This window comes from Microbispora rosea (assembly GCF_900156315.1).
In the GTDB taxonomy this organism is placed as follows: Bacteria; Actinomycetota; Actinomycetes; order Streptosporangiales; family Streptosporangiaceae; genus Microbispora; species Microbispora rosea.
The window spans coordinates 136214-158899 of record NZ_FTNI01000005.1 but is presented as its reverse complement, the minus strand read 5'-3'; the positions used below and the strand labels follow the sequence as shown (position 1 = coordinate 158899).

Here is a 22686-nt window from a genome sequence, read left to right as displayed (position 1 = left end):
CATCATGGCAAGGGTGATCGAGAAGCACCAGCGTGGCATTCGTCTAGGGTGAGGGCAAGACGGGCCGAGGAGGGCTGCATGCCTGCGGTGTGGCCGCTGCTCACGGGAGATCCGGCCGAGATCGGCGGCTGCCGGCTGGAGGGCCGCCTGGGCGCGGGCGGCCAGGGGGTGGTCTACCTCGGCCGCACGGCCGAGGGCGCCCCGGTGGCGGTCAAGCTGCTCCATGAGGGCTGGTCGGGAGACGAGAGCGCCCGCCGCCGCTTCGCGCGGGAGATCGACGCCGCGCGGCGGGTCGCGCCGTTCTGCGTGGCCCGGGTCCTCGACTTCGACCTGGACGGCCCCCGGCCCTACATCGTGAGCGAGTACGTGGAGGGCCCCACGCTGCGGCAGGCGGGGCGGCGGTCCGGGCCCGCCCTGCACCGGCTGGCCGTCGCGACCGCGACCGCACTCGCCGCCGTGCACCGGGCCGGGATCGTGCACCGCGACTTCAAGCCCGCCAACGTGCTGCTCGGGCCCGACGGTCCGAGGGTCGTCGACTTCGGGGTCGCCCGCGGTCTCGGCGCCACCACGGCGAGCGGCGGCATCGTCGGCACGCCCGCCTACATGGCGCCCGAGCAGATCGCCGGCGAGCCGCCCACTCCCGCCTGGGACGTGTTCGCGTGGGGCTGCGTGATGGTGTTCGCCGCCACCGGCAGGCCGCCGTTCGGCGACGACGCGCTGCCGGCCGTGCTGAACCGCGTCCTCACCAAGGAGCCCGACCTGGGCGACCTGGAAGAGCCGCTGCGCTCCGTCGTGGCGCTGGCCCTGCGCAAGGACCCCGCGGAGCGCCCGGGCATCCTCGACATCACAATGCGGCTGCTCGCCGCGGTGCCGGAGGGGGCCGCCGGGGGCTGCTCGCCGGGGCGCCGACCCCCGCACCGGCGGCCACGTCGCGCGCGCCCCTGCGCTTCACCGCACGCTTCGCGGGCGTGTGGCGCGGCAGGGTGGACTACGAGCCCGGCGCGTACGACACGCTCGTGCTGACCGTGCCGAAGGGCGGCGACACCGTCACCGAGCGGTTCGTCGACTACCGGTGCGAGGGCAGGTCCAAGCTCCAGGTCGTCAGCGGGACGACGGTGCGGCTGACGCGGGTGTCGATGCGCGGCAACTGCGTGCGCAACGGCACGATCTACCTCACCGTCCACGACAACGGGACGATGACCTTCGACTACAACGGACACGGCGAGAACGCGGTGACGAAGAACGAGCCGTTCTCCATGATCGCCACGCTGCGGCGAACGTAGCGTTTCCGATATATCAGACAGACCGTACTTGCGGGACATACGGCACGAAGGTGTAAGTTGACCACCGCAAGCGATGGACGCGGAGGAAGCCGGTGTGAATCCGGCGCGGTCCCGCCACTGTCACCGGGGAGCGACCCTCACCCACGCCACTGCCCAGCACGGGCGGGAAGGCTGAGGGGAGCGCTGATCCGGGAGCCAGGATACTCCGGCCGTCGGACCTTCTACCGGGGGCGCGGACCCCCAGGGGGGACATGCCATGGCCCGGACAGGCCTGCGCAGACGCGCCTCACTGCCGGTTTCGCGCTCCACCACCTGACGTGGCGCCCGGCGGCGGCCTGCTCGTGGCGGGCACGACCTCCGACGCGGGAAAGAGCGTGCTGGTGGCCGGCCTGTGCCGGTGGCTGGCCCGGCGCGGCGTACGGGTCGCGCCGTTCAAGGCGCAGAACATGGCGCTCAACTCGACGGTCACCGCGGACGGCGGTGAGATCGGGCGGGCCCAGGCGATGCAGGCCGCGGCGGCCCGGGTCGAGCCCGAGGCCGCGATGAACCCGGTGCTGATCAAACCCGCAGGCGAGCGGCACTCCCACGTGGTCGTGCTCGGCCGCGCGCACGCCGACGTGGACGCCATGTCCTACCGCGACCACAAGATGCGCCTGCTCGACGTCGCCCTCGACGCGCTGGACGGCCTGCGCCGTCGCTACGACGTGGTGATCTGCGAGGGCGCGGGCAGCCCGGCCGAGGTCAACCTGCGCGACCGCGACATCGCCAACATGGGCCTGGCCCGCGCCGCCGGCCTGCCCGCGCTCGTCGTCGGCGACATCGACAGGGGTGGCGTGCTCGCGCATTTCGCCGGCACCCTCGCCGTGCTCGACCGGCACGACCAGCGGCACATCGCCGCCTTCGTGGTCAACAAGTTCCGCGGGGATCTCGCGCTGCTGCGGCCGGGGCTCGACTGGCTCACGGAGACCACCGGCCGCCCGTGCCTCGGCGTGCTGCCGTGGCGCTCCGGCCTGTGGCTCGACGTGGAGGACTCCCTCGACCTCGACAGCCGTCCGGGCCTGCTCACCCCGCCGGTGGGACGTGACGTGCTGCGCGTGGCGCTGGTGCGGCTGCCGCGCATGTCCAACGTCACCGACGCCGACGCGCTCGCCGCCGAGCCGGGGGTGAGCGTCCGCCTGGTCACCACCCCCGCCGAGCTCGCCGACGCCGACCTCGTCGTGCTGCCCGGCACCCGCGCAACCGTCGGCGACCTCGCCTGGCTGCGCGAGCGGGGCCTGGACGAGGCGCTGCGCCGCCGCGCCGCCGACGGCCTCCCCGTGCTCGGGATCTGCGGCGGCTACCAGATGCTCGGCGCGGTCATCGACGACGACGTGGAGAGCCGGGCGGGCCGGGTGCCCGGCCTCGGGCTGCTGCCGGCCCGCACGGCGTACGCGCCGGACAAGGTGCTCGCGCTCGCGGAGGGCGAGTGGCGCGGCCATGAGGTCGCGGGCTACCAGATCCACCACGGCCGGGTGACGTCCGACGCGGGCGAGCCGTTCCTCGACGGCTGCCGGGCAGGCCAGGTGTGGGGCACGACCTGGCACGGCCTGTTCGAGCGCGACGGATTCCGCCGGGCCTTCCTCGCCGAGGTGGCCGCCGTCACCGGCAGGGCCTGGCTGCCGGGGACCGGCACGTTCGCCGCGCACCGGGAGGCCCGCCTCGACGCCCTGGGCGACCTGGTGGAAGAGCACCTCGACACCGAGGCCGTGTGGCGGCTCATCGAGCGCGGCGTGCCCGCCGGCCTGCCCACCGCCGGGATCACGCTGCGGGAGGACCGTCCATGACGATGCTGTTGCTGTCCACCGCCGACACCGAGCTGCTCGCCGCGACCCGCGGCAGGACCGGCTGGCGGGTCGCCAACCCCGCGCGTACGGCCGCCGGGGACGTGCCCGCCCTGGTGGAGGGCGTGGACGCCGTCGTCGTCCGGCTGCTCGGCGGCAGGCGCTCGTGGCCCGAGGGGCTCGACGCCGTGCTGGCGGCCGGGCTGCCCACCGTCGTGCTCGGCGGCGAGCAGGCCCCGGACGCCGCGCTGATGGCCCTGTCCACCGTGCCGTCGGGGGTCGCGGCGCAGACGCTGGCGTATCTGGCCGAGGGCGGCCCGGACAACCTGGCGGAGCTGCGCCGTTTCCTGTCCGACACGCTCCTGCTGACCGGCGAGGGCTTCGCGCCGCCCAGACCCACCCCCGCCTGCGGCGTGCGGCCCGGCCGGGCGCGCCGGGAGGGCCGGGAGGGCCGTCCTCTGGTCGGCGTGGTCTACTACCGGGCGCACGAGCTGTCGGGCAACACGGCGTTCGTCGACGCGCTGTGCGACGCGGTCGAGGCGGCGGGCGCCGACGTCCTGCCGGTCTTCTGCGGGTCGCTGCGCGGGGCCGGCGACGACCTGCTCGAACTGCTGCGGCCGGTGGACGCGCTGGTCGTCACCGTGCTCGCCGCGGGCGGGGCGGTCGCCGCCGCCGCGAGCGCCGGCGGCGACGAGGACGCCTGGGACGCCGGGGCCCTGGCCGATCTCGACGTGCCGGTGCTGCAGGCGCTGTGCCTGACCACGCCCCGGTCGGTCTGGGCCGGCTCGGACGCCGGGCTGACCCCGCTGGACGCCGCGATGCAGGTGGCGGTGCCCGAGTTCGACGGGCGCCTGATCGGCGTGCCGTTCTCGTTCAAGGAGGACGGGCCCGACGGGGTGCCGGTCTACGTCGCCGACACCGAGCGGTGCGCCCGGGTGGCCGCGCTCGCGGTCGCGCACGCCCGGCTGCGCCACGTGCCGAACGCGGACAAGCGCCTGGCGATCGTGCTGTCGTCCTATCCCACCCGGCACGCCCGGGTCGGCAACGCCGTCGGGCTCGACACCCCGGCCTCCGCCGTCGTGCTGCTGCGCGCCCTGCGAGCGGCCGGGTACGACGTGGGCGACGCGCCGGACGACGGCGACGCGCTGATCCACACCCTGATCGCGGCCGGCGGCCACGACGTGGAGTGGCTCACCGAGGAGCAGATCGAGACCGCCCCCGCCCGCGTGCCGCTGCGCGCCTACCAGGAGTGGTTCGCCGCGCTGCCCGCCGAGCTGGGCGAGGCGGTGACCGCCCACTGGGGGCCGCCGCCCGGGTCCCTCTACGTGGACGGAACCGACATCGTGCTGGCCGCGCTGCGGTTCGGCAACGTCATGCTCGCCATCCAGCCGCCCCGGGGGTTCGGCGAGAACCCGGTCGCCATCTACCACGACCCCGACCTGCCGCCCAGCCACCACTACCTCGCGGCGTACTGGTGGCTGGCCCGCGAGTTCGGCGCGCACGCGGTCGTCCACCTCGGCAAGCACGGCACGCTGGAGTGGCTGCCGGGCAAGGGGCTGGGGCTGTCTGCGTCGTGCGCGCCCGACGCCGCGCTCGGCGCGCTGCCGCTGGTCTACCCCTTCATCGTCAACGACCCCGGCGAGGGCACCCAGGCCAAGCGGCGGGCCCACGCGACCGTCGTCGACCACCTGATCCCGCCGATGGCCAGGGCCGACTCCTACGGCGACCTCGCCCGGCTGGAGCAGCTGCTGGACGAGCACGCCACCGTCGCCGCCCTCGACCCGCCCAAGCTGCCGGCCGTACGCGCGCGGATCTGGACCCTCGTCCAGGCCGCCCAGCTCCACCACGACCTGCACGTGGACGAGCGGCCGCAGGACGCGGAGTTCGACGACTTCCTGCTGCACGTGGACGGCTACCTGTGCGAGATCAAGGACGCGCAGATCCGTGACGGCCTGCATGTGCTGGGCCAGGTCCACACCGGGGAGGCCCGGGTCAACCTCGTGCTCGCCGTGCTGCGCGCCCGCCAGGTCTGGGCCGGCGCCGCCGGGGCCCTGCCCGGCCTGCGCGAGGCCCTCGGACTGCCCGAGGACGCCGGTGGGGCGCAGGTGGACGCGTTCGAGGCCGAGGCGCGGCGGCTGGTGGAGGCCATGGAGGACCACGGCTGGGACCCCGCGGCGGCCGGAGCGGTCACGGACGTGCCGGAGGTCGCCCGGGTGCTGCGCTTCGCCGCGACCGAGGTGGTGCCCCGGCTCGACCGGACGACGGACGAGGTGGCGCACGTGCTGCACGCGCTCGACGGCGGCTACGTGCCCGCCGGGCCGTCCGGGTCGCCCACGCGCGGGCTGGTCAACGTGCTGCCCACCGGGCGCAACTTCTACTCGGTGGATCCCAAGGCCATCCCGTCCCGGCTGGCCTGGGAGACCGGGTCGGCCCTCGCGGCCTCGCTGGTCGAGCGCTACCGCGCCGACACCGGCGAGTGGCCGCGCACGGTCGGGCTCACGGTCTGGGGCACCAGCGCGATGCGCACCCAGGGCGACGACATCGCCGAGATCATGGCCCTGCTCGGCGTGCGCCCGGAGTGGGACGACGCCTCCCGCCGGGTGACCGGCTTCGCGGTCATGCCGGCCGAGGAGCTGGGCCGCCCCCGCGTGGACGTGATCGTGCGCATCAGCGGATTCTTCCGCGACGCGTTCCCCCACGTCGTGGCGCTGCTCGACGAGGCCGTGCGGACGGTCGCCGCGCTGGACGAGCCCGCCGAGGTCAACCCGCTGCGCGCGCACGTCCACGCCGACCTCGCCCGGCACGGCGACGAGCGCCGCGCCACCAGCCGCGTCTTCGGCTCCAAACCCGGCGCGTACGGCGCCGGCCTCCTGCCGCTCATCGACGCCCGCAACTGGCGCGACGACGCCGACCTCGCCGAGGTGTACGCGGTGTGGGGCGGCTACGCGTACGGCAGGGGCCTCGACGGCCGGGAGGCCCGCGCGGACATGGAGGCGGCGTTCCGCCGCATCGACGTGGCGGCCAAGAACCAGGACAACCGCGAGCACGACATCGCCGACTCCGACGACTACTTCCAGTACCACGGCGGGATGGTGGCCATGGTCCGTCACCTGACCGGCAGGTCCCCCGCGGCGTATGTGGGCGACTCGCACGTTCCCGACGCGGTGCGCACCCGGACGCTGGGCGAGGAGACACGGCGGGTGTTCCGGTCGCGGGTGGTCAACCCGCGCTGGATCGCGGCCATGCGGCGGCACGGCTACAAGGGCGCGTTCGAGATGGCGGCCACGGTGGACTACCTGTTCGGGTTCGACGCCACCGCCGGGGTGGTCGACGACTGGATGTACGAGTCGCTTGCCTCCTCCTACGTCTTCGACCCCGAGGTGCGGGAGTTCATGCGGGCGTCCAACCCCTGGGCGCTGCGCGGCATCGCCGAACGGCTGCTGGAGGCGGCCGACCGGGGGCTGTGGGCGCGCCCGCGGCCGGAGACGCTCGACGGGCTGCGCGCGGCTTACCTGGAGACGGAAGGCGACCTGGAGGCGGGCAAGTGATCGTGGGATACCCCTTCAGCGCGGTGGTCGGGCACGACGACCTCAAGCTGGCGCTGCTGCTCAACGCCGTGTCGCCCGCGATCGGCGGCGTGCTCGTGCGGGGCGAGAAGGGCACGGCGAAGTCGACCGTGGTGCGGTCGCTCGCGGCGCTGCTGCCGGAGGTGGCGGTGGTGGCGGGCTGCCGGTTCTCCTGCGACCCCGCCGCCCCCGACCCGTCGTGTCCCGACGGCCCGCACGAGAGCGGCCTGTCGCCGCAGACGCGCCCGGCACGGCTGGTGGAACTGCCGGTGGGTGCGTCGGAGGACCGCGTGGCCGGGTCGCTCGACCTGGAGCGGGCGCTGACCGAGGGCGTCAAGGCGTTCGAGCCGGGCCTGCTGGCGGCGGCCCACCGGGGCGTGCTGTACGTGGACGAGGTCAACCTGCTCCACGACCACCTGGTGGACCTGCTGCTCGACGCGGCGGCGATGGGCGTGGCCCATGTGGAGCGCGAGGGCGTGTCCGTCCGCCACGCGGCCCGCTTCCTGCTGGTCGGCACGATGAACCCGGAGGAGGGCGAGCTGCGCCCGCAGCTGCTCGACCGTTTCGGCCTGGCCGTCGAGGTGCGCGCGTCCCGCGACCCGGCCGAGCGGGCCGAGGTGGTGCGCCGCCGCCTCGCCTTCGACGCCGACCCGGCCGGATACACCGGCGCGTACGCCGCCGGCGAGCGCGACCTCGCCCAGCGGATCGCGGCGGCCCGCGAGCGGTTGCCCGCCGTGACCCTGCCCGACGACGCGCTGCGGGGGATCACGGCGGTGTGCGCGGCCTTCGACGTCGAGGGGATGCGCGCCGACCTCGTGATGGCGCGTGCGGCCGTCGCCCTGGCCGCCTGGGAGGGCAGGGACGAGGTCACCCCCGGCGACGTCCGGACGGCCGCCCGCCTGGCGCTCCCCCACCGGCGCCGCCGCGACCCGTTCGACGACCCGGGCCAGGGGCTCGACGAGGAGCGGCTGGAACAGGCTCTCTCCGAGGCGCTCTCCCCGGACGACGACTCCGGCGACGACGCGCCCGACGACGGGCCCGACGACGACGGCCCGGGCGGTGGGGGCGCCCCGGATGGAGAGCCCGCGGACGCGCCGCCCGGCGAGGGCGGCGGGACGGGCGGCCGGAGGCCCGAGTCTCCGGGAGCGCCCTATCGGACCCGGCTCCTCGCGCCGGAGACGGTGGGCCGAGGCGGGCCCGCCGGCCGGCGTGGCCGCACGACGGGCGAGTCCGGGCGCGCCGCCGGCGCCCGCACCCCGGACGGGCGGCTGCGCCGGCTCGACCTGCCGGCGACGCTGGCCGCCGCCGCGCCGCACCAGCGCGGCCGCGGCCGCACCGGCTCCGGACTGGTGCTGCGCCGCGAGGACCTGCGTGAGGCCCTGCGGGAGGGACGCGAGTCGAACCTCGTGCTGTTCTGCGTGGACGCGAGCGGGTCGATGGCGGCGCGGACGCGGATGCGCGCGGTGAAGGGCGCCGTGCTGTCCCTGCTGCTGGACGCCTACCAGCGCCGCGACAAGGTCGGGCTGGTGACCTTCCGGGGCGAGGAGGCGACGGTCGCGCTGCCGCCGACCTCCAGCGTCGAGCTGGCCTCCGGCCGGCTGGCCCGGCTCGCCACCGGCGGGCGCACCCCGCTGGCCGCCGGGCTGCGCCGGGCGGAACGGGTGCTGGCCGCCGAGCGGCTGCGCGACCCCCGCCGCCGCCCGCTGCTCGTGGTCGTCACCGACGGGCGGCACACCAACGGTCCAGACCCGGTGATCACGGCCCGGCGGCTCGCCGGGGTCGCGAGCGTCGTCGTCGACTGCGAGCACGGCCCCGTACGGCTCGGCCTGGCCGGGCGGCTCGCCGCCGCGCTCGGCGGGACGGCGATCCGGTTGGAAGAGCTGGCGGCCGATCACCTGGCCGCGGTGGTGCGTGACGTCAGGAAGGTGGCGTAGATGCCGCAGGGCAGACCGGCCGGCGTGCCGGACGACGGGCTGACCACGCGCGAGCGGCGCAACCGCCCGCTGGTCATCGTGCACACCGGGGAGATGAAGGGGAAGTCGACGGCCGCCTTCGGCCTGGCGCTGCGCGCCTGGAACCAGGGCTGGCCCGTCGGGGTGTTCCAGTTCGTCAAGAGCGCCAAGTGGCGGGTCGGCGAGGAGGCCGCGCTGCGCGCCCTCGGCCGGCTGCACGAGCAGACCGGCGAGGGCGGCCCGGTGACCTGGCACAAGATGGGCGAGGGCTGGTCGTGGATCCAGCGGCCCGGCACCGAGGCCGACCACGCCGCCGACGCCCGCGAGGGCTGGGCGCAGATCAGGCGCGACCTCGCGGCCGAGACCTACGGCCTGTACGTGCTGGACGAGTTCACCTATCCGATGAAGTGGGGCTGGGTCGACGTGGACGACGTCGTCGAGACCCTGCGCGCCCGGCCCGGCCGCCAGCACGTGGTGATCACCGGCAGGGACGCCGATCCCCGCCTGGTCGAGACCGCCGACCTCGTCGTGGAGATGACCAAGGTCAAGCACCCGATGGACGCGGGACAGAAGGGCCAGAGGGGCATCGAATGGTGACGCTCGAATGGTGACGATCCCCCGGCTCGTGGTCGCCGCCCCCGCCTCGGGCGCGGGCAAGACCACCGTGGCCACCGGGCTGATGGCGGCGCTGACCGCGCGCGGCCTCGCCGTTTCGCCGCACAAGGCGGGCCCCGACTACATCGACCCCGGCTACCACGCGCTCGCCACCGGCCGCCCCGGCCGCAACCTCGACGCTTTCCTCACCGGGGAGGACCTGATCGCCCCGCTGTTCGCGCACGGCGCGCGCGGCGCGGACATCGCCGTGGTCGAGGGCGTCATGGGCCTGTTCGACGGTCGCTTCAACCACGGGCGTGGTCCCACGTCCGAGGCATCCACCGCGCACGTCGCCCGCCTGCTCGGCGCGCCCGTGCTGCTCGTGGTGGACGCGTCGTCCCAGTCGGCGTCCGTCGCGGCCCTCGTGCACGGCTTCGCCACCTTCGACCGGTCCGTACGTGTCGCCGGGGTGGTGCTCAACCGGGTGGGCTCGGCCCGCCACGAGGAGATCCTCCGCGAGGCGCTGCGGCCTCTGGGCATTCCGGTGGCGGGGGCCCTGCCGCGCGACGCGGCCGTCCACGTGCCGTCGCGGCACCTCGGCCTGGTGCCCGCCGCCGAGCGCGACGCGCAGGCGCGGCGGGCCGTCGCCGCCCTCGGCGCCCTGGTCGAACGGCACTGCGACCTCGATCTCGTGCTGCGCCTGGCCTCGGCCGCGCCCCCGCTCGCGGCCACGCCCTGGTCGGCCGCCGACGCGGTGGGAACCCCGGTTTCCGGCCGGCCCGTGGTCGCGGTCGCCGCCGGCGCGGCGTTCACGTTCTCCTACGCCGAGACGGCCGAGCTGCTGACCGCCGCCGGGGCCGAGGTGGCCCATGTCGACCCGCTGCGCGACGAGGCGCTGCCGCCCGGCACGCGGGGACTGGTGATCGGCGGCGGGTTCCCCGAGGTCCACGCCGCCGACCTGGCCGCCAACGCGCCGCTGCGGGAACAGGTGGCCCATCACGCCGCCCGCGGCCTGCCGATCGCGGCCGAGTGCGCGGGCCTGCTCTACCTGGCCGCCTCGCTCGACGGCGCGCCGATGTGCGGCGTGCTGCCGGTGGAGGCGCGGATGACCGGAAAGCTGACGCTCGGCTACCGCGAGGCCGTGCGGCCCGACGGCACCGTCGTGCGCGCTCATGAGTTCCACCGCACCGCCTGTTTCCCGCCCGCCGGCGAGTCCCCGGCGTACGTGCTGCCGGAGCGGGAGGGGTTCGTGCACGGCGGTGTGCACGCCTCCTACCTCCACCCGCACTGGGCGGGCGCGCCGCGCCTGGCCCGTGATCTCGTGGAGGCCGCTGTTTCGGAGGACGCCGCATGAGTCCCGTGCTGTTCGGGGTGGGCGTCGGCCCGGGAGACCCCGACCTGGTCACCGTGAAGGCCGTGCGCGTGCTGCGTGAGTCCGACGTGGTCGTGGTGCCGGTCGCCGACACCGGCGAGGAAGGCCGCGCCGAGCGCATCGTCCGGGCCCACACCGGCCGCGAGGTGACCCGCCTGGAGTTCGCCCTGAACGACCCTCCGGGCAGCGGCCCCCGGCGCGCCACGGCCTGGGACGCGGCGGGCGCGGCCGTCGCCGCCGCGTACGACGCGGGCGCGAGCACGGTCGCGTTCGCGACGATCGGCGACCCCAACGTCTACAGCACCTTCACCTACCTGGCCGAGACCGTGCGCGGGCTCGTGCCGGAGGTGGAGGTCCGCACGGTCCCCGGCGTCACCGCCATGCAGGCGCTCGCCGCGAGCAGCGGGACCGTTCTCGTCGAGGGACGCGAGTCGCTCGCGCTGATGCCGCTGACGGCGGGGCTGGACGCCCTGCGTGGGGCGCTCGACGTCCACGACACCGTCGTCGCCTACAAGGGAGGACGCATGCTGCCCCAGGTGCTGGCCGCCGTCCGCGATTCCGGCCGCCTGGCCGGCGCGGTGTACGGGGCGTCGCTCGGACTGCCGCAGGAGGACGTGCGGCCCGCCGCCGGGCTCGACCCGGCCGAGGCCGGGCCCTACCTGTCCGCGCTGCTGGTGACCCGGGAGCGTACGGGCCGGGGAGGCAGGCTGTGAGCGGGCCGGCGGTGAGCGGCACGGTGACCTTCGTGGGGGCGGGGCCGGGCGCGCCCGACCTGCTCACGCTGCGCGGCGCGGCGGCCATCGCGGAGGCCGACATCGTGATCTGGGCCTCCAGCCTGGTGCATCCCGGCGTGCTCGCCCACGCCCGCGACGGCGCCCGGGTGGTCGACTCCGCCGCCGTGCCCCTGGAGGAGGTCGTCGCCTTGTATGAGGAGGCGGCCCGCGACGGGCTGCGCGTGGCCCGCGTGCACTCCGGCGACCCCGCCCTGTGGGGGGCGGTCCAGGAACAGCTCGACCGGTGCGCCGCGCTCGGGCTGGAGACCGAGGTCGTGCCGGGGGTCTCCAGCTTCACCGCCGTCGCCGCCGCCGTAGGGCGGGAGCTGACCGTGCCGGAGGTCGCGCAGTCGGTCGTGCTCACCCGGCTGGAGGGCGGCAAGACGCCGATGCCCGAGGGCGAGACCGTGCGCGAGTTCGCCGCGCACGGCACGACGATGGCGCTGTTCCTGTCGGCGGCCCGTGCCGGCCGGTTGCAGGAGGAGCTGCTGGCGGGCGGCTACCCGCCCGGGACGCCCTGCGTGGTCGGCTACCGGGTCACCTGGGAGGACGAGCTGGTGCTGCGTTGCCGCCTGGACGAGCTGGCGGCGACCGTGCGCGCCCATCGGCTGTGGAAGCACACGCTGGTGCTGGTCGGGCCCGCGCTGGAGGCCCACGGCACGCGCTCGCACCTCTACCACCCCGGCCATTTCCACGGCCACCGCCGTTCCGACCCGGCGGCCAGGCGCGAAATGCGCGGCGCGCGATGAGCGAGGCCTCCGAACCGCGCGGTCCCGAACTGGGCGGTCCCGAACTGGGCGGTCCCGAACTGGGCGGTCCCGAACTGGGCGGTCCCGAACTGCGCGAGCCGGACCTGCCGCGCACGATGCGGGTGCGCAAGCGGGCGTTGCGCACCGGATGGACGACGGGCACCTGCGGCGCCGCCGCCGCCAAGGCCGCCAGCATCGCGCTCGCGCACGGCGACACCCCGTCCACGGTGGACACGCCGCTGCCGGGCGGTGGCCGGGTGACGCTGCCGGTCGACTCCTACGACGTGGCGGACGCGAAGGCCACGGCCGTCGTCGTCAAGGACGCGGGGGACGACCCCGACGTGACGCACGGCGCGCATCTGACCGCGACCGTGTCCTGGCGGCCCGAGGCCGGCATCGAACTCGACGGCGGCGTCGGCGTCGGTGTGGTCACCCGGCCGGGCCTCGGCCTGGAGGTCGGCGGCCCGGCCATCAACCCGGTCCCCCGCGCGCAGATCACCCAGGCCGTCGGCGAGGTCGTGGACCTGGGACGGCGCGGCGTCCGCGTGATCATCAGCGTGCCCGAGGGCGAGCGGATGGCCCGCAAGACCACCAACGCCAGGCTCGGCATCCTCGGCGGCATCTCGATCCTCGGCACGACCGGGATCGTGCGGCCGTTCTCCACCGAGTCGTGGCGTTCCTCGGTCGTCCAGGCCATCGACGTGATGGCGGCGCAGGGCGAGCGCACGCTCGTGCTGTCCACGGGCGGGCGCACCGACCGGGCCGCCATGCGGCTGCGGCCCGAGCTGCCCGCCGTGTGCTTCGTCGAGGTCGGCGACTTCACCGGGGCCGCGCTGCGCCGGGCCGCCGACGCGGGGCTGACCGACGTGCTCTTCGTCGGCATGGCCGGCAAGCTGACCAAGCTCGCGGCCGGCGTGCTCATGACCCACTACACCCGGTCGAAGATCGACAAGGATCTGCTGGCCCGGGTGACCCGGGAGGCCGGCGGCGACGAGGCCCTCATCGGGCGGGTCGCCGAGGCCAACACCGCCCGGCACGCGTACGAGCTGTGGGAGGCCGCCGGGCTGCTCGAACCCGCCGGGCGCGTGCTGTGCGCACGGGTCAAGGACGTGCTGGAGCGGTTCTGCGACGGCACGCTCACCGCGTCGGTGATCATGGTGGATCCCGACGGCCACGCTCCGGTCGCCTCCAGCGGGGAGGGACGCTGGTGGTGACGGTCATCGGCGTCGACGGGCGGCCGCTCGCCCCCTGGGCGGCCGAGCGGCTGGCCGAGGCGACGCTGGTCGTGGGCGCCGCCCGCCACCTCGTCGCGCTCCCCGTCCCCCGGCAGGCCGAGCGGGTGGTGCTGGGCCAGGTGACGGCGGGCGTGCGGGCCCTCACGTCCCACGACGGCCCGGCCGTCGTGCTCGCCTCCGGCGACCCCGGGTTCTTCGGCCTCGTCCGCCTGCTGCGCGAGCACGGGCTGGACGTCGAGGTCGCGCCGGCCGTCTCCTCGGTCGCGGCGGCCTTCGGCCTGGCCGGGCTGAACTGGGACGACGCCGTCGTGGTGAGCGCGCACGGGCGCGACCCCCGCCGGGCCGTCAACGCCTGCAGGGCGCTGGCGAAGGTCGCCGTGCTCACCGCCCCCGGCGCGGGGCCCGCCGAGATCGGCGCGGCGCTGCGCGGCTGGCCACGCCGGCTTCTGGTCGCGGAACGCCTCGGCACCGCCTCGCGGCGGGTGACCACGTGCACGCCCGAGGAGGCCGCCGGGCGGGAGTGGGCCGACCCCAACGTGGTGCTGTCCCTCGCCGATCGCCCGTCTCCGCGCGGCTGGGCGGCGCCGCCGCGCCCGGCTCCCGAGCGGTGGGCGCTGCCGGAAGAGTACTTCGAGCACCGCGACGGCATGATCACCAAGGCGGAGGTGCGGGCGCTTGCCCTCGCGCACCTCGGTCCCGGCCTGGGCGACCTGGTCTGGGACCTCGGCTGCGGCAGCGGCTCCGTGGCGGTCGAGGCGGCCCGGTTCGGCGCCGCCGTCGTCGCGGTCGACCGCGACCCCGGCCAGTGCCACCGCACGCGCCGCAACGCCGCGGCGTACGGCGCCGAGGTGCGGGTCGTGCACGGCGAGGCCCCCGGCTGCCTGACCGGGCTGCCCGCCCCCGACGCCGTGTTCGTCGGCGGGGGCGGCGCGGACGTGGTGAGCCACGTCGCCCGTCTCGGCGCACGCACCGTGGTCGCCGCGCTCGCCGCCGTCGACCGGGTGCCCGCCGCACGCGACGCGCTGCGCGCCGCGGCCTATGACGTGGGCGGCGCGTCGCTCGCGGCGAGCAGGTTCGCCGATCTGCCCGGCGGCGCCACGCGGCTGGCCGCGGCCAATCCGGTCTTTCTCGTATGGGGGCATCGTTGACAGTGATCGGCTTGGTGACCGCGACGAAGGCGGGCCGGACCGCCGCCGCGCTGCTGGAGCGGGCCTGGCCCGAGACCCGGTCGTATCCGGTGGCGGACCTGGCGCGGGCCTGGCGCGAGTGCGACCGCATCGTGTGCTTCCTCGCGGTCGGCGCGGCCGTACGGCTGCTCGCGCCGCTGCTGCGCGACAAGCACGACGACCCCGGGGTGGTCTGCGTGGACGAGGCGGGCCGCTTCGCGGTGGCCCTGACCGGCGGCCACGGCGGCGGCGCCAACCGGCTCGCCCACGAGGTCGCCGACGTGCTCGGCGCGACGCCGGTCGTCACCACCGCGACCGACGCCACCGGGACGGGCGCGCTCGACGCGCTCGGCCTGCCGGTCGAGGGCGACGTCGCCGCCGTGACCCGCGCCATGCTCGACAGTGTGCTCGACGGTGCGCCCGACGGTGTGCTCGGCGGCGAGGAGGTCACGCTCACCGCGGACGTCACCTGGCCGCTGCCGCCGCTGCCCGTCACCGCGTCGGACTCGCCGCGCCCGCCCTGCGTGGTCGTCACCGACAGGATCGTGGACCCGCCGCGCCCGGCCGTCGTCGTCCGGCCGCCGAGCCTCGTCGTCGGCGTCGGCGCGAGCCGGGGCGTCGCCGCCGAGGAGGTCCTCGCGCTCATCCACGACACGCTGGCGGAGGCCGGGCTGTCGCCCCGCTCGATCGCTCGCCTCGCCACCGCCGACGTGAAGGCCGACGAGGCCGGGATCGTGGCGGCCGCCCGCGCGCTCGGCGTGCCGCTCGTCACCCACCCCGCGGAACGGCTCGCCGATGTCGAGGTGCCGCACCCCAGCGAGGTCGTCCGCCGGGCCGTCGGCACCCCCAGCGTGGCCGAGGCCGCCGCGCTCGCCGACGGCGGTGAGCTTCTGGTGCCCAAGCGCAGGTCGGCGATGGCGACCGCGGCCGTCGCCCGGCTGCGGCCCCGCGGCAGGCTGGCGATCGTCGGCCTCGGCCCCGGCGCCCGCGACCTGATGACCCCGCGCGCCGTCGCCGAGGTGCGCCGCTGCGGCTACCTGGTCGGCCTCGACCAGTACGTCGACCAGATCCGCGACCTGCTGCGCCCCGGCACGCACGTCATCGAGTCGGGCCTCGGGGCGGAGGAGGAACGCGCCCGCACCGCCGTACGGCTCGCGAGCGAGGGACACGCCGTCGCGCTCGTCGGCAGCGGCGACGCGGGCGTCTACGCGATGGCCGCGCCCGCCCTCGACCTCGCGGACGACACCTTCGACGTCGTCGGCGTGCCGGGGGTGACGGCCATGCTCGCCGCCGGCGCGCTGCTCGGCGCGCCGCTCGGCCACGACCACTGCGCGATCAGCCTGTCCGACCTGCACACGCCGTGGGAGGCGATCGAGCGGCGGGTGCGGGCGGCGGCCGACGCCGACCTGGTGGTGGCCTTCTACAACCCCCGCTCGCGCGGCCGCGACTGGCAGCTTCCCCGGGCGCTGGAGATCCTCGCCGAGCGGCGCGGGCCCGGCACCCCGGTCGGCGTGGTGACCGACGCGAGCCGGCCCGGGGAGAGCGTCGCGCTGACCACGCTCGCCGGGCTCGACGTGTCCGCCGTGACCATGCGCAGCCTGGTGATCGTCGGCGCCACGTCCAGCCGGGTCGTGGCGGGCCGCTTCGTGACACCGAGGGGGTACGCGTGGCAGCCCTCGCCTACCTAGTCACAGAGTCCTGCGCCGGGTGCGGCGCCTGCCTGCTCACCTGTCCCGAGCACGCCATCCGGCCCAGTGACCGGCCCAGCGGCGCGCTCGTCGTACTCGATCAGAGGTGCACGCGCTGCGGCGAGTGCGCCGAGGTATGCCCCGTCGACGCCGTACTGGAGGTGCGGGCGTGAGTGTCGAAACGCACGGAGCCTGGACGCCCCGCGAACGGGCCAGGATCGGCGGCATCGTCGCCGTCGTCGCCGCCCTGCACATCGCGGGCTGGGCGCTCTACCTGTACTACGCGAACGGCCTGGCCGGGGCCGGGGCGTTCGCGGGCGCCGGGACGCTCGCCTACAGCCTCGGCATCCGCCACGCCTTCGACGCCGACCACATCGCCGCCATCGACGACACGACCCGGCTGATGATGCAGCGGGGCCGCCGCCCCGTCGGCGTCGGCTTCTTCTTCGCCCTCGGCCACTCGACCGTCGTCCTGGTGCTCGCCATGGTCGTCGCCGCCGCCGCAGGAGCGGCGGCGACCGGAGAGAGCGTCGAGGAGTTCCGGCACGTCGGCGGCGTGGTGTCCCAGGTGGTCGCCATGTCGTTCCTGCTGCTCGTCGCCGTACTCAACGCCCTCGTCCTGGCCGGGGTGATCGGCCTGTGGCGGCGGATGGCGCGCGGCACGCTCGACCGGGACGAGCTGGAGGTGCTGCTGCTCAACCGCGGCCTGCTCAACCGGATGCTCGGCCGCCGCGCGCGCGGGCTGATCCGGTCCTCGTGGCACATGTACCCGGTGGGCGTCCTGTTCGGGCTCGGCCTGGAGACCGCCAGCGAGGTCACGCTGCTCGCGCTGTCGGCCGGGACGGCGGCGCAGGGCGGGCTGCCCGCCCTCGCGGTGCTGACGCTGCCCCTGCTGTTCGCTGCCGGGATGACCGCCTGCGACACCGCCGACAGCCTGCTGATGTCGCGCGCCTACTCCTGGGCGCACCGCAGCCCAGCCCGGCGGCTCTACTACAACGCGGCGACGACCGGGATGACCGTCGTCGTGGCCGCCTTCATCGCGAGCGTCTACCTCGCCGGGCTCCTCGGCGGGCCGTTCGAGGCGTACGGGTCGCTCGCCGAGCACTTCGAGGTGCTCGGCTACGCCATCGTCGCCGCGTTCGCCGTCGTCTGGGCGGGCGCCGCCCTCGTGTGGCGGCTGTCCGGGCTCGGCAGGAGGTACGCGGAGTGAGAAGGGCCGTCCACCCCATCGAGGCGCGGTCGTACGAGATCCTGCGCTCCCGGGCCGACACCTCCGGGCTGCCGCCGCTGACCCGGGCCGTGACCGAGCGGGTGATCCACGCCAGCGCCGACCTCGACTACCTGACCGACCTGGTGGTCTCGGCGGAGGAGGACCTGCGGCGGGCCGCGGACGCCCTGCGCGCCGGGGCCCCCGTCGTCACCGACGTCGAGATGGTCGCGGCGGGCATCACCGCCGTCACCCCCGTCTGCCACGTCCGCCGGGCCGTCGCGCACGACGGCCTGACCCGCAGTGCCGCCGCCGTCCGCCTGGCGTACGACGAGGTCGGCCCGGGGGCGGTGTGGGTCGTGGGCAACGCCCCCACCGCGCTGGAGGAGATCCTCCGGCTCGGTGTCCGTCCCGTGCTCGTCGTCGGCCTGCCGGTCGGGTTCGTCGGCGCCGCCGAGAGCAAGGCCGCCCTGCGCGCGTCGGCACTGCCCGCGGTCAGCAACCGCGGCGAGAAGGGCGGCTCGGCGGTCGCCGCCGCCGCCGTCAACGCGCTGCTCTACGCCCGTGACAACCAAGCCCCGAACAACCTGGAGGGTTCACTATGACCGGCTCGCCGGCGCTGCTCCTCGTCGGCCACGGCACGCGGGACGCGGCCGGAGTCCGCGACTTCCACCTTCTGGTCGAGGAGGTGGCCGCCCGCTCCCCCGTCCCGGTCGCCGGGGGGTTCATCGAACTGTCCCGCCCGCCCCTGCGCGAGGCGGTCGCGACACTGACCGGCGCCGGGCACACGAGACTCGGCGTGGTCCCGCTCGTGCTGGTCGCGGCCGGGCACGCCAAGGGCGACGTGCCCGCGGCGCTGCAGCGGGAGGCGCTCCGCCACCCCGGCCTCGGCTACGCGTACGGCAGGCCGCTCGGACCGCACCCCACCCTGCTCCAGTTGCTCGACGAGCGGCTGGACGCCGTGCTCGACCCGTCCGAGCGCCCGGAGACGACCGTCGTGCTCGTCGGCCGCGGCTCCTCCGACCCGGACGCGAACGCCGAGCACGTCAAGGTGGCCCGGCTGCTGTGGGAGGGACGCGGCCTGGCCGGCGTCGAGCCCGCGTTCATCAGCCTCGCCGGCCCCGGCGTGCCGGCCGCGCTCGAACGGGCCCGGCTGCTCGGCGCCCGCCGGATCGTCGTCCTGCCGTACTTCCTGTTCAGCGGCGTGCTGCCGGACCGCACGGTGGCGCAGGCACGTGAGTGGGCCGCGGCGCGTCCGGAAGTCGAGGTGCGCTTCGCCGGCGTCATCGGACCCGCGCCCGCCCTGGCCGGCCTGGTGCTGGAGCGCTACCACGAGGCGCTGCGCGGCGACATCCGGATGAACTGCGACACCTGTCTCTACCGGGTGCCGCTGCCGGGTCACGAGCATCGGGTGGGCGCCGCCCAGCACCCGCACCACCACCCGGACGACCCGGCGCACGCGCACGTCTAGGAGATGCCGCGCAGGAGGGTGGTGAGGGTCGCGCCGAGCGGGGCGTCGAAGGTCATCAGCGCCTCGCCGTCGCCCCGGGTCGGCCCCTGGTTGATGATCGCGACGGGGATGGAGCAGACCGCGGCGCGCCGGACGAATCGGTATCCGGACATGACGGTCAGCGAGGACCCCAGCACCAGCAGCAGACCGGCCCGCTCGGTCAGCGCGTAGCACTCCTCGACCCGTGACGGCGGCACGTTCTCGCCGAAGAACACCACGTCGGGCTTGAGCACGCCGCCGCAGCCCTCGCAGTCCACCATGCGGAACGTCTCGATCTCGTCCACGGCCAGGACGGCGTCGCCGTCCGGGTTGATCATCTCCGAGCTGGCCTGCCACCCCGGGTTGGCCGCGCGCAGCCTGTGGTCGAGCACGCGCCGCGAGGTGCGGTGGCCGCAGTCCAGGCAGCGCACCCGATGCAGGCTGCCGTGCAGTTCCACGACCCCGTGCGCGCCCGCCGCCTGGTGCAGGCCGTCCACGTTCTGGGTGATGATCCCCGCGACCAGGCCGCGGCGCTGCAGCTCGGCGACCGCGAGGTGCCCGTCATTGGGCGCGGCGTCCACGATGTGACGCCACCCCAGATGGCTGCGCGCCCAGTAGCGCCTGCGGGCGGGGGCGCTGCTCACGAAGGTCTGGTAGGTCATCGGCTCGGCTCTGCGCCTGCGCCCGGTCTCCCCCCGGTAGTCCGGGATCCCGGATTCGGTCGAAAGGCCGGCCCCGCTGAGGACCACCACCTCGCCGTCGGCCACGAGATCGGTGAGCATCCCCCACCGCTCGGCAATCCCCGCGTCGCGCACCACAGTCACGCATCCATGGTGCCCGACACGCCGTAGTCGTCAGCCCCGCCCCTCCCCCAGCCGTACGTCGAAGATGACCTCGACCTCGTCGCGCAGCTTGAGCGCCCCGAAGAACGCGGTGTAGGGGCGGATGCCCCACGCGGACTGCACGACGGTCGCCCGTCCGCGCGCCCGGCCGCCCGCGAGCGCGCCGTCGACCGTGACGGGCCGGGTGACGCCTGCGATCGTCAGGTCCCCCTCGACGTGGAACGCCTCGGGATCGCCCCCGACCCGGGTCGAGCGGAACGTGACCAGTGGGTGCTGGTCCGCCTTGAGGACCTTGTTGCGCATGTTCTTCTCGATCTCGACCCGGTCGGAGTCGGTGAGCGGCTTGACCCCGCCCGTGCCCTCCCTGACCCGCATCGAGGCCACCTCGGCCTCCACCGTCACCCGGCAGCCCGCCGGGTCGCCCGGCGTCACGACCGCCTCGCCTCGCCACCGCGTGACCTCCATCGTCAGATCGTGCCCGGCCTTGGCGCCCAGCCCGGCGCGGCCGGTGAGGACCAGGAGCCGGCCGGACCTCGGCCCCAACGCGTACGTGCCCGCCTCGACGTCCATTCCGTGGGCATTCCCGCGGAACGGACCGGAGATGTCGGTGCCGGATGACATCGTGGTGATCCAATCACCCGAAAGGAGAGGGATCATGAGTGAGCCCGGGACATTCAGCGTGCGGCCCGTCGGAGTCGTGCGGTCCGTGCTGACCGATCGCGGCGAGGCGCCGCGGCAGGGGCGCGAGGGCGCGCCGGACGCCTGGCTGGAGGTCGACCCGGCCGTCGCGGAGGCGCTCGACGGGGTGACGGCGGGCGACGAGGTGCTCGTCCTCACCTGGTTCCACCAGGCCGACCGCGAGACCCTGCGCATCCACCCACGCGGGGAGACGAGCAACCCGTTGACCGGCGTGTTCGCCACCCGCTCCCCGGACCGCCCCAACCCGATCGGCCTGCACCGGGTCACGGTCCTGGAGGCCGACCCGGCACGGGGACTGCGTGTGCACCCCCTGGAGGCCATCGACGGCACTCCTGTGATCGACGTCAAGCCTGTGCTCGACGCTGCCGAGCGGTGACAATCGTCCAGGCCCCTTTACATTGTAGATTCAACTCCTTGAGGGGACGTCGCCACCGTCTCCTCTTCGCTCACCTGGGACCGCTGTGCGACGCGAGCGAGATCCGCTGGAAGGTCGTCGACGCCACCACCGGCCACGTCGTCGGCCGCGGCACGGGTGCCACCGACCGCTGGCGGATCTCCGGCCTGACCAACAGCTACTACGGCCGTCTGGACAACTGTCCCCGGATGACGATCCGCATCCACAACTCGTAGCCACCCACGAGAGGGCCGAACCGGCCTGATCTTTCCGGTCAGGCCGGTGGAGGAGGCGGAGGGGGTCCGGAAATCACCGCAAGCCATCGAAGACGGCCGCTAGTCACGATCACAAAGGTTCGATGTGGATGTCACACTAAAGCACGATCTTCGCTCTTATTGCTGTCCATAGTTCCAGCTGACCGGAGAACGGGGATCCACTCATGCTGACTCGCAGGGATTCGCTGCGCCTGCTCGCGGGCACCGTCATGGGAGCCGCCGCGCTGCCCGCCCGCTCGGCGATCGCGGCCGACACTCCCCCTCCCTGGACGGTCACCGGCTCGGGCTCGCTACCGCCCTTCGACGACCTGATGAGAAGCTTCATGGAGTCGCGGAGCATCCCGTACGCTTCGCTCGCCGTGGTGCGGCAGGGCAAGCTGATGCTCGCGCGGGGATACAACTCCACGTCGGGCCCGGTCCTGGCCCAGCCGACGTCGTTGTTCCGCCTGGCCAGCGTGAGCAAGCCGGTCACGGCCACCGCGATCATGAAGCTTGTCCAGGACGGCAGGCTCAGTCTGTCGGCCACGGTGGCTCCGATGCTGGGGCTCAGCACGGCCGCCGACTCCCGCCTCGGCAACGTCACCGTGCGTCACCTGCTGCAACACCTTGGCGGCTGGGATCGCTCCGTATCCGGGTTCGATCCGATGTACCGGGAGGATTCCACCATCAGCAGCGCACTCCAGGTGTCGCTGCCGGTGACGCAGGCGAACATCATGGACTACGTGTCCACGCGCACGCTGGACTTCGACCCCGGCCTGAGGTACGCCTACTCGAACTACGGCTACATGCTGCTCGGCAAGGTCATCGAGACTGTCACCGGCCTGCCGTACGCCACCTACGTGCGGCAGAACGTGCTCTCCCCGGTGAAGATCACCCGGATGGCGCAGGGCCGCACGGCGCAGAGCCTACGGCGGTCCACGGAGGTCCCCTACTATTCGCCGTACAGCGATACGACAGTGATGGACGACTCCGGGGCTCAGGTGCCCCTGCCGTACGGGACGTTCAATCTCGAGAACATGGCCGCGCACGGCGCCTGGCTCTCCTCGGCCGTCGACATGGCGAAGTTCACCACGATCTTCGACGCTCCCGGCCTGCTCACCTCGTCGACGATCGGGCAGATGTTCGCCCCGCCCGACGGAGTCCCATGGAGCGGCTCTTACTACGGCATGGGCTGGTCTGTCCGCCCCATCGGCAGCGCCCTGAACACGTGGCACGACGGGGCGTATCCCGGCACCTCCACCCTCATGGTCCGGCGGTATGACGGGCTGAGCTGGATCGTGCTCTTCAACCGGTGGGACGACGCCTTGGGCCAGAACTACACCGCTGACATCGACTACCCGTTGCACGTGGCGGCCGACCGAGTCACCTCCTGGCCGAATACGGACCTGTTCCCGTCCTACGGCCTGTGACCCTGGGCTGACCAGCCGCAGCTCGCCGCTCAACGTCAGCAGCACCGCGGTGCCCAGCTGGGCGGCGAGGCGCGGCGCCCGCATGGTGAGAAGCGTCAGTGATTCATGTCGTGGGCGAACGCATGCGCCCGCGTCCCCGAGACTGCACTCCCGCCCGAACAGAGCCGGCACCG

At 74.8% G+C, this 22686-nt stretch carries 21 protein-coding genes and 1 riboswitch; of the genes, 19 read left to right on the top strand and 2 right to left on the bottom strand.

Going from position 1 to position 22686, the window contains the following annotated elements:
* Positions 1-78 precede the first annotated feature (78 nt).
* From BXA11_RS09480 to BXA11_RS09405, 16 genes are all read left to right on the top strand, one after another.
* Positions 79-1023, top strand: coding sequence for a serine/threonine-protein kinase (locus BXA11_RS09480; protein WP_076434170.1), 945 nt, complete (start codon positions 79-81; stop codon positions 1021-1023).
* Positions 984-1283, top strand: a complete 300-nt coding sequence (locus tag BXA11_RS09475; protein ID WP_076434169.1) for a hypothetical protein — start codon at positions 984-986, stop codon at positions 1281-1283. Before BXA11_RS09480 ends, BXA11_RS09475 begins: the two co-directional genes overlap by 40 nt.
* An 82-nt stretch (positions 1284-1365) precedes the next feature.
* Positions 1366-1489: riboswitch (cobalamin riboswitch) on the top strand.
* A gap of 111 nt (positions 1490-1600) precedes the next feature.
* The gene (locus BXA11_RS09470) at positions 1601-3106 is read left to right on the top strand and encodes a cobyric acid synthase (RefSeq protein WP_076434168.1); all 1506 of its coding nucleotides are present in this window, start codon (positions 1601-1603) and stop codon (positions 3104-3106) included.
* Positions 3103-6651 (top strand): cobaltochelatase subunit CobN, encoded by a 3549-nt coding sequence (gene cobN / locus BXA11_RS09465; RefSeq protein WP_204054034.1) that lies wholly within the window; start codon positions 3103-3105, stop codon positions 6649-6651. The genes BXA11_RS09470 and cobN overlap by 4 nt, the downstream gene beginning before the upstream one ends.
* Positions 6648-8603: a putative cobaltochelatase gene (locus BXA11_RS09460; RefSeq protein WP_083744091.1), complete on the top strand. Its 1956-nt coding sequence runs from the start codon at positions 6648-6650 to the stop codon at positions 8601-8603. Before cobN ends, BXA11_RS09460 begins: the two co-directional genes overlap by 4 nt.
* Complete coding sequence (gene cobO / locus BXA11_RS09455; protein ID WP_076434167.1) at positions 8604-9218, top strand: cob(I)yrinic acid a,c-diamide adenosyltransferase; 615 nt, start codon at positions 8604-8606, stop codon at positions 9216-9218. It abuts the gene before it with no gap.
* Between the two features lie 7 nt (positions 9219-9225).
* Positions 9226-10569 (top strand): cobyrinic acid a,c-diamide synthase CobB, encoded by a 1344-nt coding sequence (locus BXA11_RS09450; protein ID WP_076434166.1) that lies wholly within the window; start codon positions 9226-9228, stop codon positions 10567-10569.
* Positions 10566-11300 (top strand): precorrin-2 C(20)-methyltransferase, encoded by a 735-nt coding sequence (gene cobI, locus BXA11_RS09445; protein WP_076434165.1) that lies wholly within the window; start codon positions 10566-10568, stop codon positions 11298-11300. Before BXA11_RS09450 ends, cobI begins: the two co-directional genes overlap by 4 nt.
* Complete coding sequence (cobM, locus tag BXA11_RS09440; RefSeq protein WP_083744090.1) at positions 11297-12109, top strand: precorrin-4 C(11)-methyltransferase; 813 nt, start codon at positions 11297-11299, stop codon at positions 12107-12109. Before cobI ends, cobM begins: the two co-directional genes overlap by 4 nt.
* Positions 12106-13323 (top strand): cobalt-precorrin-5B (C(1))-methyltransferase, encoded by a 1218-nt coding sequence (locus tag BXA11_RS09435; RefSeq protein ID WP_083744089.1) that lies wholly within the window; start codon positions 12106-12108, stop codon positions 13321-13323. The genes cobM and BXA11_RS09435 overlap by 4 nt, the downstream gene beginning before the upstream one ends.
* Positions 13317-14492 (top strand): precorrin-6y C5,15-methyltransferase (decarboxylating) subunit CbiE, encoded by a 1176-nt coding sequence (gene cbiE / locus BXA11_RS09430; RefSeq protein WP_083744088.1) that lies wholly within the window; start codon positions 13317-13319, stop codon positions 14490-14492. The genes BXA11_RS09435 and cbiE overlap by 7 nt, the downstream gene beginning before the upstream one ends.
* Positions 14493-14506: 14 nt before the next feature.
* Positions 14507-16198: a precorrin-3B C(17)-methyltransferase gene (gene cobJ / locus BXA11_RS09425; RefSeq protein WP_239105281.1), complete on the top strand. Its 1692-nt coding sequence runs from the start codon at positions 14507-14509 to the stop codon at positions 16196-16198.
* Positions 16177-16371 (top strand): 4Fe-4S binding protein, encoded by a 195-nt coding sequence (locus tag BXA11_RS09420; RefSeq protein ID WP_076434163.1) that lies wholly within the window; start codon positions 16177-16179, stop codon positions 16369-16371. Before cobJ ends, BXA11_RS09420 begins: the two co-directional genes overlap by 22 nt.
* Complete coding sequence (locus BXA11_RS09415; RefSeq protein ID WP_030508021.1) at positions 16368-17408, top strand: HoxN/HupN/NixA family nickel/cobalt transporter; 1041 nt, start codon at positions 16368-16370, stop codon at positions 17406-17408. Before BXA11_RS09420 ends, BXA11_RS09415 begins: the two co-directional genes overlap by 4 nt.
* Positions 17405-18010, top strand: coding sequence for a precorrin-8X methylmutase (locus BXA11_RS09410; RefSeq protein ID WP_076434162.1), 606 nt, complete (start codon positions 17405-17407; stop codon positions 18008-18010). Before BXA11_RS09415 ends, BXA11_RS09410 begins: the two co-directional genes overlap by 4 nt.
* On the top strand, positions 18007-18876 hold the full coding sequence (locus BXA11_RS09405) for a sirohydrochlorin chelatase (RefSeq protein ID WP_030508019.1): 870 nt from the start codon (positions 18007-18009) through the stop codon (positions 18874-18876). Before BXA11_RS09410 ends, BXA11_RS09405 begins: the two co-directional genes overlap by 4 nt.
* Here the strand turns inward: BXA11_RS09405 and BXA11_RS09400 are convergent.
* Both BXA11_RS09400 and BXA11_RS09395 read right to left on the bottom strand, forming a co-directional pair.
* The gene (locus BXA11_RS09400) at positions 18873-19718 is read right to left on the bottom strand and encodes an NAD-dependent protein deacetylase (protein WP_239105280.1); all 846 of its coding nucleotides are present in this window, start codon (positions 19716-19718) and stop codon (positions 18873-18875) included. The genes BXA11_RS09405 and BXA11_RS09400 overlap by 4 nt on opposite strands.
* A gap of 30 nt (positions 19719-19748) precedes the next feature.
* The gene (locus BXA11_RS09395) at positions 19749-20357 is read right to left on the bottom strand and encodes a YceI family protein (protein WP_239105279.1); all 609 of its coding nucleotides are present in this window, start codon (positions 20355-20357) and stop codon (positions 19749-19751) included.
* A 34-nt stretch (positions 20358-20391) separates the two neighbouring features.
* Here BXA11_RS09395 and tsaA point away from each other — a divergent pair, with 34 nt between their 5' ends.
* From tsaA to BXA11_RS09380, 3 genes are all read left to right on the top strand, one after another.
* Entirely contained in the window at positions 20392-20811 is a 420-nt protein-coding gene (gene tsaA / locus BXA11_RS09390; RefSeq protein WP_030508016.1) for a tRNA (N6-threonylcarbamoyladenosine(37)-N6)-methyltransferase TrmO, read from the top strand.
* A gap of 38 nt (positions 20812-20849) precedes the next feature.
* Entirely contained in the window at positions 20850-21065 is a 216-nt protein-coding gene (locus BXA11_RS09385; RefSeq protein WP_076434160.1) for a hypothetical protein, read from the top strand.
* A gap of 203 nt (positions 21066-21268) precedes the next feature.
* On the top strand, positions 21269-22513 hold the full coding sequence (locus tag BXA11_RS09380) for a serine hydrolase domain-containing protein (protein ID WP_076434159.1): 1245 nt from the start codon (positions 21269-21271) through the stop codon (positions 22511-22513).
* Positions 22514-22686: the final 173 nt, after the last annotated feature.